Annotated in this window: 14 protein-coding genes; 9 read left to right on the forward strand and 5 right to left on the reverse strand. The window is 44.5% G+C overall.

The genetic code is table 11. The features are described 5' to 3' along the window. Positions 1 to 13: 13 nt before the first annotated feature. On the forward strand, positions 14 to 2284 hold the full coding sequence (gene bglX / locus HC175_RS14350; protein WP_168139184.1) for a beta-glucosidase BglX: 2271 nt from the start codon (positions 14 to 16) through the stop codon (positions 2282 to 2284). 23 nt (positions 2285 to 2307) lie between these two features. Beyond that, positions 2308 to 4020: a sulfatase family protein gene (locus HC175_RS14355; RefSeq protein WP_168139185.1), complete on the forward strand. Its 1713-nt coding sequence runs from the start codon at positions 2308 to 2310 to the stop codon at positions 4018 to 4020. 317 nt (positions 4021 to 4337) lie between these two features. On the opposite strand, the gene HC175_RS14360 is transcribed toward HC175_RS14355, so the two are convergent. The 3 genes from HC175_RS14360 to HC175_RS14370 are packed head-to-tail and all read right to left on the reverse strand — an operon-like array spanning position 4338 to position 8912. Beyond that, positions 4338 to 5402, reverse strand: a complete 1065-nt coding sequence (locus tag HC175_RS14360) for a formylglycine-generating enzyme family protein (RefSeq protein ID WP_168139186.1) — start codon at positions 5400 to 5402, stop codon at positions 4338 to 4340. Continuing rightward, positions 5402 to 7990: a glycoside hydrolase family 2 TIM barrel-domain containing protein gene (locus tag HC175_RS14365; protein ID WP_235942630.1), complete on the reverse strand. Its 2589-nt coding sequence runs from the start codon at positions 7988 to 7990 to the stop codon at positions 5402 to 5404. Before HC175_RS14365 ends, HC175_RS14360 begins: the two co-directional genes overlap by 1 nt. 22 nt (positions 7991 to 8012) lie before the next feature. After that, positions 8013 to 8912, reverse strand: coding sequence for an alpha/beta hydrolase (locus HC175_RS14370; RefSeq protein WP_168139187.1), 900 nt, complete (start codon positions 8910 to 8912; stop codon positions 8013 to 8015). Positions 8913 to 9092: 180 nt separating this feature from the next. On the opposite strand from HC175_RS14370, the gene HC175_RS14375 reads away from it, so the two are divergent. The 4 genes from HC175_RS14375 (at position 9093) to dnaG (ending at position 13528) form a co-directional block, all read left to right on the forward strand. Beyond that, positions 9093 to 9662, forward strand: coding sequence for an RNA polymerase sigma factor (locus HC175_RS14375; RefSeq protein ID WP_168139188.1), 570 nt, complete (start codon positions 9093 to 9095; stop codon positions 9660 to 9662). Further along, complete coding sequence (locus tag HC175_RS14380) at positions 9643 to 10350, forward strand: hypothetical protein (RefSeq protein WP_168139189.1); 708 nt, start codon at positions 9643 to 9645, stop codon at positions 10348 to 10350. Before HC175_RS14375 ends, HC175_RS14380 begins: the two co-directional genes overlap by 20 nt. A 66-nt stretch (positions 10351 to 10416) precedes the next feature. Continuing rightward, a complete protein-coding gene (locus tag HC175_RS14385) occupies positions 10417 to 11445 on the forward strand; it encodes a hypothetical protein (RefSeq protein ID WP_168139190.1) in 1029 nt (342 codons plus the stop codon). Positions 11446 to 11575: 130 nt separating this feature from the next. Continuing rightward, positions 11576 to 13528 (forward strand): DNA primase, encoded by a 1953-nt coding sequence (gene dnaG / locus HC175_RS14390; protein ID WP_168139191.1) that lies wholly within the window; start codon positions 11576 to 11578, stop codon positions 13526 to 13528. Here the strand turns inward: dnaG and HC175_RS14395 are convergent. Both HC175_RS14395 and nadE read right to left on the reverse strand, forming a co-directional pair. Next, complete coding sequence (locus HC175_RS14395) at positions 13521 to 14159, reverse strand: response regulator transcription factor (RefSeq protein WP_168139192.1); 639 nt, start codon at positions 14157 to 14159, stop codon at positions 13521 to 13523. The two genes, dnaG and HC175_RS14395, sit on opposite strands and share 8 nt — an antisense overlap. A gap of 140 nt (positions 14160 to 14299) precedes the next feature. Beyond that, the gene (nadE, locus tag HC175_RS14400; RefSeq protein ID WP_168139193.1) at positions 14300 to 15088 is read right to left on the reverse strand and encodes an NAD(+) synthase; all 789 of its coding nucleotides are present in this window, start codon (positions 15086 to 15088) and stop codon (positions 14300 to 14302) included. A gap of 105 nt (positions 15089 to 15193) precedes the next feature. Between nadE and gldB the strand changes: the two genes are divergently transcribed. From gldB to HC175_RS24780, 3 genes are all read left to right on the forward strand, one after another. Further along, a complete protein-coding gene (gene gldB, locus HC175_RS14405; protein ID WP_168139194.1) occupies positions 15194 to 16153 on the forward strand; it encodes a gliding motility lipoprotein GldB in 960 nt (319 codons plus the stop codon). Next, positions 16153 to 16488, forward strand: a complete 336-nt coding sequence (gldC, locus tag HC175_RS14410) for a gliding motility protein GldC (RefSeq protein ID WP_168139195.1) — start codon at positions 16153 to 16155, stop codon at positions 16486 to 16488. Before gldB ends, gldC begins: the two co-directional genes overlap by 1 nt. A 333-nt stretch (positions 16489 to 16821) precedes the next feature. Next, a partial coding sequence (locus HC175_RS24780; protein WP_168137558.1) for a transposase occupies positions 16822 to 16990 on the forward strand: 169 nt, incomplete at its 3' end.

Below are 16990 nucleotides of genomic sequence, written 5' to 3' on the forward strand. Positions count from 1 at the left end.
AAGCATATATAAAATGAAAAAATTTAATCTGTCAGTCGCTTTTCTCCTTTTTTTGGGAGGTTATTGTCTCCAGGCACAGGAAAGAATTCCGCAGGTGGAAGCCCTGCTGGAGAAGATGACCTTAGAGGAGAAAATAGGACAGCTTAACCTGCTTACCCCAGGAGGTGGCATTGCAACAGGATCTGTAGTTAGTGAAGATGTGGAAGCAAAGATCAAGGCTGGAAATGTGGGCGGCGTCTTTGGAGTTTCAAGTCCCGAAAGAGTGCGACAGGCGCAGGAACTGGCTGTAAAGAATTCCCGCCTCGGAATTCCCTTGCTCATAGGTTCAGATGTTATTCATGGCTACAAGACAACTTTTCCAATTCCACTGGGACTTTCATCCAGCTGGGATATGGATCTAATACGAGAAACGGCTAAAGTCGCAGCGAAAGAAGCAACGGCCGATGGCATCAACTGGAATTTCTCTCCCATGGTAGATATTTCCCGGGACCCAAGATGGGGACGTGTAGCTGAAGGCGCAGGTGAAGACGCATATCTTGGTTCGCAGGTGGCACGTGCCATGGTGCAGGGATATCAACAGGAAGATCTAAGTGAGCCAAATACTATGATCGCCACTGTAAAACATATGGCGCTCTATGGAGCACCAGAGGGAGGAAGAGATTATAATCGTGTGGACATGAGCCGTACAAAAATGTTCAATGAGTACCTGCCGCCGTACAAAGCCGCGGTCGATGCCGGTGTGGGCAGTGTAATGACTTCTTTCAATGATATAGACGGCGTACCTGCAACAGGGAACAAATGGCTGCTTACAGACCTGCTTAGAGAGCGATGGGGCTTCAATGGGTTTGTGGTATCAGATTATACTTCAGTGAACGAAATGATCGCTCATGGAATGGGTGACCTGCAGGATGTATCTGCTATGGCTTTAAAGGCAGGTCTGGATATGGATATGGTGGGCGAAGGTTTTCTTACCACGCTTAAAAAATCTGTGGAAGAAGGTAAGGTTTCCGAAGAAGAGATCACCACTGCAGCAAGAAGGATCCTGGAGGCAAAACATAAACTAGGGCTACTTGACGATCCTTATAAATATTCGGATACCAGCCGACCCGAAACCGATATTCTTACAAAGGAGAACAGAGATCTGGCTCGTCTTGCAGCCACACAGTCTTTTGTGCTTCTGAAGAAGAAAGACAATATTCTTCCGGTGTCAAAAAAGGCAAAAATCGCCCTTATTGGTCCGCTGGCGAACAACCAGTCAAACATGCTGGGAACCTGGGCACCAACAGGAGATTTCACGTTGTCTGTTCCGGTGCTTGAAGGCTTCAGAAATGTGGCACCTAGTGCGAAGATCACTTACGCCAAAGGCGCTAACATTACTAATGATACTGCCCTTGCTAAAAAAGTAAATGTGTTTGGTTCTAAGGTGGAAATTTCCAATGAATCTTCAGAGCAGTTATTACAGGGGGCTCTTAAAGTTGCCAAAGCATCAGATGTTGTGGTGGCTGTAATAGGGGAAGCCAGTGAAATGAGTGGAGAGGCTGCCAGTCGCTCCAATATTCAGATTCCGGAAAGCCAGAAAAGATTGCTAAGGGAACTGGTAAAAACAGGAAAACCCATTGCCGTGGTATTAATGAGCGGCCGCCCACTGGATATTTCCGAAGAAATGGAAATGCCGGTAAGCATCTTACAGGTTTGGCATCCCGGAGTGGAAGCAGGAAACGCAATCGCCGATGTGGTCTTTGGATATGTAAATCCTTCGGGGAAATTGACCATGAGCTGGCCCAGAAATGTAGGGCAGGTTCCCGTGTACTATGGCGAAAGAACTACAGGCCGACCTGCACCCACGCAGGAATTTGAAAAGTTCAAGTCGAATTATCTAGATGTTAAGAACTCCCCATTGTTGCCCTTTGGTCATGGTCTTAGCTATACTAATTTTCAGTATTCAGAGATCAAGGCCAGCAAGGAGAACCTAAGATCTGTAGATAGCCTGAAAATAAGCACAACAGTTACCAACACCGGAAAGCTAGAAGGACAGGAAGTAGTACAGCTTTATATTCATGATAAGGTTAGAAGTATTACCCCTCCAAAAAAGCAACTTATCGACTTTAAAAAGATCAGCCTGGCACCGGGAGAGTCAAAAACTGTTGAATTTCAGGTGACTGTTGAAGATCTGAAATTCTACAACAGCCAGTTAGAGCATGTTGCCGAACCAGGAGAATTTGAATTCTTTGTGGGCGGTACTTCAGATTGTGAGATGCAGGGAAGTTTTACGCTTACTGAATAACATTAAAATCACCAGTGCTTCGTATGAAGAATATTCCGGAGTTATATCGTAATCAGATTCTGTTCCTTCTTTTAAGTCTGCTTTACATCTCGTGCAACGGAGAAAAAGAGCAGCAGGAACAAGAGGTTCCAAAAAGGCCAAATATCGTCTTCATTATGACCGATGATCACGCGGCACAGGCGATTAGCGCCTACGGGCATCCGCTGAGCAAACTTGCACCAACTCCAAATATTGATCGCATTGCACAGAATGGGGCAAAATTCAACACGAACTTTTGCACAAATTCCATTTGCGGGCCAAGCAGGGCTGTGATCCTTACCGGGAAACACAGCCATTTGAATGGCTTTAGGATGAATGGGGAAGTCTTTGACGGTTCTCAGCCCACGCTGCCCAAGTATCTTAAAAAAGCAGGGTATAAAACTGCCCTTTTTGGAAAGTGGCATTTGCATGGACAGCCTGAAGGTTTTGATGACTGGAATATTCTTGTGGACCAGGGAAATTATTATAACCCCGACTTCATTAAGCAGGGAGATACGACGCGTATTGAGGGTTATGCTACAGATATTGTTACCGAAATGGGCCTTGACTGGCTGAAGAAGAATGCAGGTAGCGAAGAGCCTTTCCTCTTGATGGTACAGCACAAGGCGCCGCATCGCAACTGGATGCCGGCTTTGAGGCACCTCAATTTGTATGACAGCGTACACTTTCCTTTACCGGAAACCTATTTCATAGAACACGAAGGTTCACTTGCCTCCCAGGAGCAACTACAAACGATTTACGATGATATGTATGAGGGGCATGACCTGAAATTGAGCGTTAGAAAAGGCAGCGACTCCCTTGCGCACAATCCCTGGACCAGCGACTTTGATCGCATGACCGCCGGGCAAAGACGAATATGGAATGAAGCCTATCGACCCAAAAATGATGCTTTTCATGAAGCGAATTTGAAAGGAAGAGAGCTGGCAGAATGGAAGGGGCAGCGATATTTACAGGATTATTTAGCTACCGTAGCTTCTGTCGATGAAGGAGTAGGGAAGATCCTCGATTACCTGGAGGAAAATGGTCTTATGGAATACACCATCATTGTTTACACTACAGATCAGGGATTTTATCTGGGGGAAAAAGGCTTTTTTGACAAGCGCTTCATGTATGAGGAGTCGCTGGCAATGCCCTTGTTGATCCAATATCCAAAAGAGATTCCGGCGGGAATTGAGGTAAACGCACTTACTCAGAACCTCGACTTTGCTCCTACTTTCCTGGAATTTGCAGGAGCCGAAATTCCTGCTGAGATGCAGGGAAAATCCATGAGAGATCTGCTTGTAAATGCTGCCAGTGGGAAAGATTTCAGAAATGCCATCTATTATCATTATTACGATTTCCCTGCGTTTCACATGGTCAAAAGGCATTACGGAGTAAGAACGGCCCGGTACAAGCTGATGCATTTCTATGATGATATCGACCAGTGGGAAATGTATGACCTGCAGGAGGATCCCCGCGAAATAAGGAATATCTACAACAATCCTAATTATACCCAGGTGCAGCAGCAGTTACACACTACTTTAGATTCACTGCAGGACCAGTACAAGGTGACCAAAAAGGAGTTTGAGCAAACTCCGCCAGAAAAAGTGGAACGCGCCTACCAGAATTTTGCCCGACTCGCAGATGACGATGTGCGGAATTATGAAGGATATGTGAGGAAATATGGCTCAGGAAAGGTGCCGAAAAATGTTGAGTAAAATTCCAAGCACCAAGCACTCCAAATTTCACAGTTCTGCGGCCTTTGCGAGACCTTTGCGGTCTTTGCGTGAAATGATTTGAAAATGTGATGATTTGAGAATTTGAAAATGAAAAGTTTCACACAAAGCACACCAGGATTTAAGAAGAAGAGGACTAAGAGATCTGGAGGTCAATTATCCATGAACAATTAACAATGGGTAGTTTGTTTATTCGATCCTGAAACTTCGGGAGAGAAATATCTTTCCCCAATATTCTTCACTTCGCTATCGCTCGTTCAGAATGACAATTTTCCTGACCACTGACCAATGACCACTGATCACTTTTTGACCATCTCCGGCGTAGCCACTGTCCTAAACCCTAAATGCTCATGCGAAGAATCAAGGGCATTCTGCATTCTTGCAGAGGGCCTGAAGCTGGCACAGTAGGAAACATGGCAGAGAAAAGAACCGCCCTTAATGATCTTTTCCTGCACCTGCAGGTTATGCGGATTATAAGAAACTTTCGCTCCTCGGGGATTTACTACAGTACCTTTTTCGAGCATGTCTTTATAATAACCAGTGTTATACCAGTCTGACGTGAATTCCCATACGTTTCCGGTCATATCATAAAGACCGTAAGCATTGGGCGTAAAACTTTTTACGGGAGCTATTAGTTCAAAGCCATCTGCAAGATCATTTCTGTCTGGAAATCTTCCGGTCCAGGTATTTGCTTTTTCATTTATTATTCGTGCGTCATCTCCCCATCCAAAAATGGCATTTTTGGCACCTCCTTTTGCAGCGTATTCCCATTCAGCTTCCGTAGGCAGGCGTCGTCCCGCCCATTCAGCGTATGCTTCGGCATCTTCATACGCGATATGCACCACGGGATGATCTTCTTTCCCGACAATAGAAGTGCCGGGGCCGCGGGGATGTTGCCAGTTCGCGCCCACTTTCCATTCCCACCACTGGGAGAAATCGTAGAGATTCGGCACCTCTCTTCCCGGCTGTTTAAAGACAAGAGAACCGGGCTGCAACAGGGAATCGGGAGGTTTTGGAGTTCCCAGGGGGAGTTGTTTTTTCATTGTTTCCCAGCTGAGCTCCCGCTCTGCCACAGTAATGTAGCCCGTCTCTTTCACAAATTCAGCAAATTCTTTGTTGGTCACCTCGGTGATATCCATGAAGAAACCGTCCACCATCACGGGATGAGCTGGTTTTTCATGTTCAAGTGCCATAGGATCATTCTTCACAGCTCCCTGCATAAAAGCTCCTCCCGGAATCCAAACCATGCCTTCGGGAGTGGCGATAGATCCTGGCTTTTCTGTCTGGACTGAAGGTGCCGGCTGCTTTTCCTTACAACCAAAGATCAATAGAGAAAAGAAGCAATAAAAGATAATCCGCTTCATCACAGCTTCTCTAATTTTATGGCTGAAATGAGCGTTGCACCCGAATTCTCCACAAACTCAACATTTATTTCACCTTCCGATTGTACTTCATAGGTAATTGTGACCGCCCTGATCTTTCCGTAATCTCTCGCCAGGTTAAGATCCTGCTGCACTAATCTGCCGTTGATCATGATATCAAAGCTGCGGACAGTTTTTTCAGGCTTTTCTTCGGAAGAAGAGAGGTTATAAATTAGTGCTTCCGAAGCATTGAACTGGGGTTCGGCAAACATGAGCGTAACCAGGTAATTGCCTTTTTCAACGTCAAATTTATAGGCCTCAATTCCTTCTCTCATTGTCTGAAAGAGCGGGTCGTTCTCCGTGCCCTGAATATCTGAAGCCGTACCCTGGATCTTGTTCCTGTCCTTCTGAAATACCTCACCGCCAACATAGCCGAAGCTGCCTTCCTTATATTCCTGATCGGCGATCCAGATTTCTCCGGTTACCGGATCTTTGTACTGCACATGTGCGCCAACATTGATGGTCAGGGCCTTTTTGCCAATTCTTCCCACAAGGTTTTCCCGGTAATGTACCTCAAAAGTTCTGGAGTGGGAAACTTCCCCAGCAGTGGCCATAACCTGATTTTTACCTTCCGGGAGTGGGATCTTAAAAATGGCAATTCCGTCTTCTGTTTTTGCTGAATAGGATTCTTCACTTGTAGTCAGAGTAACTTCCGAAGCATTCGAGAAAATCGTGATCTCCACCTTGTCTTCAGCATTTTCCACATATCGCTCCTGAAAATTTTCCCCGGCAACATAGATCATCGGCTCCTCCAGCAATCTCGCCTGATAATAATAGTAGATGTCTTTCTTGCTGCGATCAAAATTCACCAGTCCTTTCTGATTAATATATGGCATCGCATCCTGCCGGAAGGAAGATCCGAAATCGGCGAAATTCCAGGCGGCCATTCCAAAAACGTAGTCACGCTCCAGCACCTGATTTAAATAACTGCGGTGTAGTTTGAGCTGATAGGCCTCACTGTAATCCCAGGGTTGCGGATCTGTAGTCTGGATCCGCACATCGGCACCGGGACCGTATTCCGAAATAAAGAGCGGCCGATTTGGATATCGCTCATGCTGTTGATCAAGGAACTTTCCGAAGCTTTCCAGGCCGGGAGAATACCAGCCAAAATAGAGATTCCAGCCAATCACATCGGGAATATCGGCGATGCCACTGGTATTGTAAAGCTCATTTTCATGCAGCGCCATTACCGTGAGTCGGTCGGGATCCAGTTCTTTGGTCACCTTTTCCAGTTTCCCGGCGAGTTCGACAGAAGTTTTGATCTTTGCTGCTTTCTCGGGTTCTGTCATTTTGTTGTTGAATACCAGCCGAATGAAGATCTCGTTCATATGTCCCCACATGATTATGGACGGATGGTTGAAGAATTGCAGGATCTGTTCCCGTTGCATTCTCAGGGAAACATCGTGATAAGCTTGAGAAGCAGTGACATCATTGATCACCGGCACTTCACTCCAAACCAGCAGCCCAAGTTCATCACAGATCCTGTACACCTCGGGGTCCTGCGGATAATGCGCGGTACGAATAAAGTTGGCGCCCATCTCCTTTATCATTTCGTAATCCCTCTGGTGCAGCCGGTTTGGAAGCGCATTTCCCAACCCGAAGTGATCCTGGTGGCGATTTGCACCAATCAACTTCAAAGGTATTCCATTCAGAAAAAATCCTTTTTCCGGATCTGCTTCAAACCAGCGAAAACCAAAGCTGGAGATCAGAATATCTAGGATTTCACCATCAGCAATGACCCGAACTTCGGCTTTGTATAGCTGAGGCCTGGCAGGAGACCATAATTGCGGATCTCTTAGTTCCTCCTCAAAAGAAATCGCTTCTGTTGCCCCGGGAGCTATCCTGATCTTTTTTCTTAAGATCTTAAATGGATTTCCCTGGGGATCAAAAATTTCAGCTTCAATAGTTGCCGAAATTCTTTGAGACAGGCTGTTTACCAGTCGGGTCTCTATTTTATAAGTTGCTTTTTCAGCAGAAACTTCAGGCGTTGTGATCAGGAAATTTCCTGCAGCTTCATTTGCGGTTTCAAAATGCAGTTTTGGAGTAGTGATCAGCCACAGGTCGCGATAGATTCCGCCATAGAAATTGAAATCGGCATCCAGGGGAGGAATATCGGCATTATGGCTGTTGTCAACTTCGATCTTCAGCTCATTCTCTGCTCCTGGTTTTAAGGCTTTAGTTATATCAAATACAAATCCCGTATAACCTCCGGGATGTTCGCCGATAAGCTGCTCGTTTACGTAGAGCCTGGTAATTTGATTGCTGCCTTCGAACTTCAGGAAGACCTGCTTATTTTGCCATTTTTGAGGGGTATATAAATTTCGGCTGTATGTTCCTTTTCCGCGGAAGTATTCCTTCCCGTCTCTAAAAGCATCTTCTGCATTCCAGGTGTGGGGCAGGTCTACGATCCTTTCTGAATGTACTTCCGAAGAGAATTTCCAGGCCGAATTGAAAGTCTGTACCTGTCGTTGCCCCATGGCAAGACTTGAGATGAACAAAAAAATTACTACTGTACTTCTGAAAAAGATCATGTTCTTAAATTATAGAAAACCTTTACTTGAGGACTTCTGCCTGTATGCGCCTGCCTTCAAAAAAGGCTTCTTTAAAGAATCTGAATACGGCATCCAGATGTTGAAACGGCATCCCCGAATGTTCATGCCTGCCACCTTCAAAGCTGTAAAGCAGGTAAGAAGAATTGAGGTCTTTTAGTTTTTTTGTTATTGTTTTGGAACCATCAAGAATGAGGTAACCGGGAGCATTTGTATCACATTGATGATGTGGTGCTGTTGCATAGGGCACAAGATTGTCATCTGTACCATGAAAAAAGACTCCGGGAATGGCATTTTTTGGAGTGATATAACGGGCATCTACGATCGCACCAGCTAACGAGAATACTCCGCTGAAGTTCACATTTTCATAAGTCTCATAGTTGGCGAACATAAGGGCGTCGTTGTAAACTGCATTTAAAACTGCCTCGGCGCCGGCACTGCTGCCACCTGCAATGATCCTGGCAGGATCGATGCCGTACTGCTCTTTTTTACTAATAAGAAACTGTGCAGCGTCCATAAAATCTTCGGCAGCTTTTTGAAATGTTTCGATCTTACCTGCAGCTTTATAATCGCAGCCAAAGGATTGTTCTTTGCGGGTGAGGCGATAGGAGATCAATGCCACTACGTAACCTTTCTTTGCGGCGGCCTGTGCAAATTTTACTTCAGCTTCGTTAAGGCGGGAGCCACCTGCAAATCCGCCGCCATGCATAAAGATAATGAGCGGGCGGGAGCGGGCAGTATCTTTTGCCGGCTGAAAAATGTCGAGCTTAAGCGCTTCGCCATCTTTGACGGCATAGGTTTCTGTCACCGCCGCTTTAGCGGGAAACAGGTCGTCCAGGTAAAGTTCCTGAGCGAGTGTACTAAAGCTGAGGCTGAAAAAACAGAGTAAGAAATAAAATCTCATGGGTTCGAAATTTGGAAGGGGAAGATAGTTTTTTTCCAGCTTTTTGGGAACTACGGGCGTCGGAAAATGGAAGGTTTCAGGCGCAGGATGAAAGTTTTTTCGAAAAAAATTCGGCCTCAGGCAACCTTTTGTAACTTTCACTCGTCTATGTTAATAGAAGGCCTTTGAAATTAAACGCGGGTGAAAGTAATTCAACTCTTTAAAAACGATGCGCTCTTGATCAAACGTGCAGCCGAGGGAAACCGGCAGGCGCAGCGAAAGATCTACGAGAAACATGCTGGCAAAATGCTTAGCATTTGCAGGCAGTATGTCAAAGATCTTCAGCACGCCGAAGATGTGATGCTCAACGGCTTTTTTAAGATCTTTACACATCTCGGGGATTTCAGGGACGAGGGGAGCTTTGAAGGCTGGATGCGAAAGATCATGGTGAGGGAAGCTATTTCTTTCTTGCGGACAGATAAGCGCAGCATGTTCGTTGAGGAAGAGATTGCAGAAAATGACAATTTTTCGTACTCCTTTACATCTGATCTTAATGCAGCGCACATTCAGGAACTTATAGATGAACTGCCCGAAGGTTACCGAATGGTGTTCTTAATGTATGCCATAGAGGGTTATAAACATCAGGAAATAGCAAAAACGCTGGGTATTTCTGAAGGCACATCAAAGTCACAGCTTTTCAAAGCGCGAAAAATGTTACAGGAGAAACTGGAACGGGAAAACAAGACAGCATATGGAACCGGAGAAATTTGAAAATAAGATAAAACACCTGCTTGAGCAAAGGGAAGTAACACCTGCTGCACAGAGCTGGGAGCGGCTGGAACAACGGCTCGAGAAGAACCGCAGGGCAAAGAAACCAATTTTCCTGTGGCTGGCTTCGGCGGCGGCCATAGCAGTGGTGTTTTTCGTGCTGGGCAGCTTGTTCAACAATTCCATTGTCGAGGAGACGCCACAGCTAAGCGAGGAACAGGTGGAGCATAAGGTTCTGGAGAACAATAGCTCAGAACCTGAAGTGCTGCAGCCTTTAGCTTCGGAAGAGAAGGTGAAAGAGAAAAAATCTTCCGCAGAAAGAGGTGTCAAAAAAGACATTTTTGAGACCCCTTCCAGGAACGCTGCTGAAGAACAAGGTCAGCTAGCATTCAGAACTCCTTCCGAAGAGCCAGAAGCTGACGAGCCAAAGGAAAATTCGCTTCTGGCAGAAAGCAGTTCTCCAGTATCGGAATCATTTCGAACTGCTGAGGTAAGCGATACCGAAGTGGAAGCCCTATTACTACTAGCTTCAGCCGAGCTACAGGCCGATTCTGTTTACACTGTGAATTCCAGGGATCTTTTGCAGCAGGTGGAGTATGAGCTTGAACAATCGTTTCGTCAAAAGATCTTTGAAGTGGTCAAAGATGGTTTTTCAAAAGCTAAAACTGCCGTGGCTAACAGGGATTTTTAAGAAAATAAATAAACATCAATCAATCATCTAACGGACTTCTTTCGTGAAGCCCTAAAATTTAAAAACATGAAAAAATTTACATTTTTAGTACTGCTGTGTCTGTCATCATTTGTCATTAATCCGGCTATTGCGCAGGAAAAAACGAACAAGGAAAAAATAGAACAACTGGAAAAACAAAGAGAGCAGATCATCAACGAAGAAAAAGCGGCGCTTAAAAAAGAGGTAGAAGCGATCAATAAAAGAGCCGAAGCCAGGGAGATCGATTGGGAAGAAGCAGAAAAGCTGAAGAGCGAAGCGGCCCGGAAGCACGCCCTGAACATCCAGAACAGGGTGGCTATTATTGATAATCAAATTGCACTGCTGGTAAGGGAAGAGGGTGCAGAGGAGTGGTCCTGGGAGGAGGAAGAGGAAGAAGATGAGGAGGATCATGATCACTGGTTCAACAAGAGTCGCTATAGCAGGACGTCCACTCATATGGTGATGGCGGTTGGCTTCAATAACGCGCTTACCGAAGGGCAGTCACTTAACGATTCAGATTTTAAGGTAGGCGGGAGCCGGTTCTTTGAGTTGGGAATTGCATGGAGAACCAGGGTCTTTGAACGCTCCAACTTCATGAGATTAAGGTATGGATTTTCCTTCCAGTTCAATGGCCTGAAACCAACAAACAATCGATATTTTGTGGAAGATGAAGCGCTTACTGTTCTTGAAACTTATCCTATCGAATTGGATAAATCGAAATTTCGAATGGACAACCTCGTTTTTCCCTTGCATTTTGAATTTGGGCCTTCCAAAAAAGTAGAATCCGATCGCAGCGTGTGGTTTTCAACACATGACAAACTTAAGATAGGTCTTGGAGGTTATGCGGGAGTCAACCTTGGAGAGCGCCAAAAACTCAAATATGAAGCAGATGGAGAGAATGTAAAAGAAAAGCTGAAAGGAGATTACAACACCAATGATTTTATATACGGGTTGAGTGGTTACATTGGTTTTGGCGGTACTTCCCTGTACGTGAAATACGACCTGAATCCAATCTTTAAAGATCCTAATCCTCAAATGCATAACCTTTCTGTAGGCTTGAGGTTTGATGCGAATTAGCCTTTGTAAAAATGAGCATTAAGTAAAGGGCGCCAATGGGTGCCCTTTTTTTTGTAAACAGGGCGGCAGAAATCTGCTTTCCAAAACCTCCTTCTTTTATGTACATTTGGAAAAATTTCCACAGTAAGTCTTGATCTCAAAGAACACCATAGACAAAGTTTTTGAAGCCTCCCGGGTAGAGGAGGTGCTTGGAGATTTTGTAAGCCTGAAAAAATCGGGGAGTAACTACAAAGGCCTTAGTCCCTTTAGCGACGAACGAACCCCCAGTTTTATGGTTTCTCCGGTAAAACAGATCTGGAAGGATTTTTCCAGCGGAAAAGGAGGTAATGTGGTTGCTTTTTTAATGGAGCATGAGCATTTCACTTATCCCGAAGCTATAAAATACCTGGCAAAAAAGTACAATATTGAGATCGAGGAAACAGAGCAAAGTCAGGAGCAGAAGGAGCAGGCAGACGAGCGGGAAAGCATGTTCCTCGTATCGGAATTTGCGGCTGGCTATTTTCAGAATACTCTGCTCAAAACGGAGCTGGGAAAAGCTATTGGGCTTAGTTACTTCAAGGAGCGTGGATTTAGTGATGAAACCATCAGGAAATTCGGTCTTGGCTATTGTCTCGATGACTGGAATGCTTTCACTAATGAGGCTCTCAAAAAGGGCTATAAACTAGAATATCTCGAGAAAACAGGGCTTAGTATTGTAAAGGAAGAAAAGCAGTTTGACCGGTTCAAGGGCCGGGTCATGTTTCCAATTCATTCCATGAGCGGCAGAGTGCTGGGCTTTGGTGGAAGAATTCTTACCAACGATAAAAAGGCTGCCAAATATCTGAACAGTCCCGAAAGCGATATTTACCACAAAAGCAAGGTGCTTTACGGGATCTATCACGCCAAACAGGCCATTGCCAAAGAAGATAACTGCTTTTTGGTGGAAGGTTATACAGATGTGATCCAGTTCAACCAGGCGGGGATCGAGAACGTGGTGTCGTCTTCGGGAACTGCTTTGACTCCCGAACAGATCAGGTTGATCAACCGGCTAACAAAGAACATCACAGTGCTTTTTGACAGTGATGCGGCGGGCCAGCGTGCTTCCATTCGCGGAATTGACCTTATCCTGGAGCAGGGAATGAATGTCAAGGTATGTGCTTTTCCGGAGGGAGAAGATCCCGATAGCTTTGCAAAAAAGAATACAGAAGAGGATATTCGGCTTTATCTGCAGGAGAATTCCAAGGATTTCATCAACTACAAAGCCTCGCTTTTGATGGAGGAGGCCAAGAATGATCCTGTAAAAAAGGCTGCGCTCATTCGCGATATGGTGAGCAGTATTTCAAAGATCCCCGATCATATTCAGCAGGAAGTTTATGTGCAGGAGACTTCCCGTATCATGGATATTTCTGAAGAAGTTCTTTTCTCTACACTGGCACAGCTAAGTGGAAAGGCTTCGGGAAAAAATCTTCCGAAGAAAACAAAACAGTTTGAGGTGGTACGCGATGAACCCGCTCCCCGGGTGAAGGTGGACGAACTGTATGTGCTGGAGCGAACCATTATTAGCCTCCTGCTTCACTACGGAATGGTGGAGGAGGATTTTGAGGATCTTGTGGTAAAGGTTGATGAGAAGGGTGAGATCACTTTAGAACCCGAAATTGTGCGGGCTAAAGTATATGAGAAAGTATTCCTGGACCTGCAGGAAGATGAGGTGGCTTTTGCCAATGAGCATTTTCAGCGGATCTATCAACAGGTAATTAGCAGGTTCAATGAAGAAGATGAGTTTTCGCTGGAGACCTTTATAAACGGATTACCGCCAGAGAATGCTTCTGAAGTAACGAGCATCCTTATGGATGAAGAGCAATATGTGCTGCATGACTGGGAAAGGATGGAGATCTTTGTGAAAGGTAAAAAAGAAGGTATTGGCCGTTTGGTAAATGAAACCATTCTCTCTTTACGCCGATACCTTGTAAACCAGAAGATCAACGAACTAAACCGGGAAATAAAAGAAGTCCCGCCTGAAGAATCTCCGGGGATCCTCCAGGATATTATGGACTATATTTCACTAAAAAAGACTCTTTCGAACAAGCTCAACCGGGTTATGTAGGTCTTATTTGTAACAGGCGTGACTGGTTGATAAGATCGGCAAGGTTGTCAACCCTTAATTTCTTAAGTAGCCGGGTCTTATAGGTGCTTACCGTTTTTTCATTAATGTCTAAGGCTTCAGCAATATCTTTATTTCTTTTTCCGGTGGAAAGTAGATTCAGCACTTCAATTTCCCTCGTGGATAGCTTTTTGTAGCGGGAAACAAGATTATTGGATCTTGTGGTGCCCGAATTGATCTTTTCGCTTATCTCCTTATTCAGGTAAATACCACCTCGCGCTACCTGGTGAACTGCTTCACTAAGAATCTCTGTAGATGCTGTTTTTGAGAGGTAAGCTGCGGCGCCGGCTTTAATGGCGTTAAGCGCGTACATTTCTTCGGGATGGCAGCTAAGAATAAGGATCTTGGTGCCAGGATTTTCAGATTTTATGGTTCTTAAGGCGGTGATGCCATTAATCTCGGGTAGATCGATCTCCAGGATCAACACATCGGGATTTTTGCTTTTTAGAGACCTGAACAGATCCTTTCCATTGGTAACCTTTCCTACTACCTCATACACTCCTTCCTTCTCCAGAAGAGAGGAAATCCCCATTCGAGTTATGGGATGATGGTCTGCAATTAGAATTTTTGTCATTGTTTGAATTTTAGCACAAAGAATTTCATTCGTGAGGGCCTTGTAAAATTCTGATTATTAGTTTTTAGTGGTCTAAACAGGGGGAGAATGAAAGATAATGCGTAATTCGGTCGCAAAATAATTTTTTCGACTAACGGCATTTATTTCAGATGAACAGGAATCTCACACACCGGGATCGGAACCATTTTATGTTTGTTCGCGCGGTGGCGGGATTGGTATATGCTGAACACCTCTTTTTCTCTTCCTGTAAACTCCTCTTCATTTTTTCCTGCTTCGGCCTGTTGCATGGCCCATTCCAGTTCATCGTAACTCGCGCCTATTTGATCCTCATCACTCCGGCTGTCCCCAAACAGCCCGTCTGTAGGTGCGGCAGTTACTATGCTGTTGCTTACTTCAAGTTCTCGAGCAAGCTCGTAAACTTCACTTTTTAAAAGATCGGCTATGGGGCTTAGATCTACACCCCCATCGCCATATTTAGTAAAGAAGCCAACTCCGAAATCCTCCACCTTATTTCCGGTTCCGGCAACAAGGTAATTATGGAGTCCCGCGAAGTAGTAAAGCGTTGTCATTCTCAGCCTTGCCCTAACGTTTGCAAGGGAGAGCTGAACCTTCGGACTTTCCTCGGCATCTGGAACTGACTTTGTAAAAGTGTCGAATGTCTTGGTGAGATCCACTTCAAGATCGGACACGTTGGCAAATTTCTTTTTTAATCCTTCTATATGTTCTCGGGCCCTGGTCACCTGGTCCTGCGACTGGTGAATTGGAAGTTCGATACACAGGGTTCTTAAACCTGTTTTTGCACATAAGGAGGAGACTACTGCAGAGTCGATCCCTCCGCTTATTCCAACTACAAATCCATTCATCTTTGCATTTGCTGCATAATCTTTTAACCAGTTAACGATGTGGTCAATCACCTCTTTAGTTTGCATAATAAGTTGGTCAAATTGGGTCGGAAATAATATCTTTGTTAACAAATATAACCTTAAAGCTAATTTTTAGGAAATAGCACGCGTTAAACCCTTCTTAATTTGCATATGCTTAAATATCTCCCTGCCTGCATTCTCTTTTTTTTACTCCTTTCCTGTGCCGAAAATGACAGGAGAGAAGAGGAGATCTCCGGGATCGCTGTTGACCTTGAGCTAGAAAGATTTGACCAGAGATTTGCAAATGCTACGACCGATAGTCTTCCCACTCTAAAACGAGAATTTCCCTTTCTCTTTCCCAGGCAGTACCCGGATATTCTATGGGTTGAAAAGATGAATGATACCATTCAGCAGGAACTTAACGAGGCTGTTGCTGTGCAATTTCCGCAGCTTGAGCAAACAGAGGAAGAGCTGGAGCGCCTGTTTCAGCATATCAAATACTACTTTCCGGAAGAGAAGCTTCCAAAGGTCATCACCCTAACGTCTGATGTTGACTATCGCAACCAGGTGGTGTGGGCAGATTCCTTGCTGCTTATCGCCCTTGATACCTATTTAGGCATGGATCACCCGTTGTATATGGGAGTGCAGGATTATATAAAGAAAGAGATGCGAAAGGAGCAGATAGCAGTAGATGCCGCAGCGGCTTTTAGCGAAACGCAGATTCCCCGCCCGGCCTCGAGAAGTTTTCTTCCTCACATGATCTACTACGGAAAGATCCTGTATCTAAAAAGCCTTCTTGTGCCTTTTAAAAGTGATGCGGAGATCATGACCTATTTACCTGAAGAATATGAATGGGCAACAGCAAATGAAGAGCAGATATGGAGGTATTTCGTAGAGCGGGAACTTCTCTATTCATCAGATTCTGAATTGCAGACTCGCTTTCTTTTTCCGGCACCCTTTTCCAAGTTCTACCTGGAACTCGACGCCGAAGCTCCGCCCAGACTTGGACAGTTCATAGGCTGGAAAATAGTAGATCAATACATGAAAAAGAATAATGCCTCTGTAACCGAAATGCTCGGTACAGATGCGGAGACGATTTTTAAACAATCAAATTATAAACCTGAGAAATAATGGCAATAGCAAAAAGATCAAACATAAATATCAAAGTTTCATTAGATGAGAACCGCGTACCTGAAGAGCTGCACTGGAGTGCCGAAGACGGAGGAGTGGAAGATCAGGAGGCCAAGGCCATGATGTTATCTATGTGGGACGCCAATGAAAAGGAAACATTAAAGATCGATCTGTGGACCAAGGATATGCCCCTTGATGACATGAAGATGTTCTTCCATCAAACCCTTGTTACCATGAGCGATTCCTTTTACCGGGCTACGCAGGACGAAAAAATGCGCGATACTATGAAAGACTTCTGTGAATTCTTTGCAGAAAAGATGGAGATTAAGAAGTGATCATGTTCAGTGAGCAATTACCAATTACCAATTAGCAATTACCAATTAACAATTTACAGTAGGCGGTCTTCAGTAGGCAGTCTTCAGTAGGCAGTCTTCAGTAGGTAGTGGACAATTAAAAATTAACAATTAACAATTAACGATTAACGATTACCAATTAGCAGGTAGGCAGTCTTCAGTAGGTAGTGGACAATTAACAATTAACAATTAACGATTTACTTTATATAGACACTACAATACAGTATACATTTTACAGTATACACTATACAATATACAGTATACAATATACAGTTTGTACGTCCCTGATATAGGTTGACCACAAATTCAACTTATATGAAGTCAAATATTCGATTACTCAGTAAACATCGGAAGTTCTCCGATGAGTTCAAAAGACAAATTGTGAATGATTATGAAAGTGGCAGGTACAGTGTTTTTCAACTGTCTAAGCTTCACGGGATGTCACGGTCTATGATCTATAACTGGATTCATAAATTTTCTACCT

It is taken from the genome of Salinimicrobium oceani (assembly GCF_012037645.1).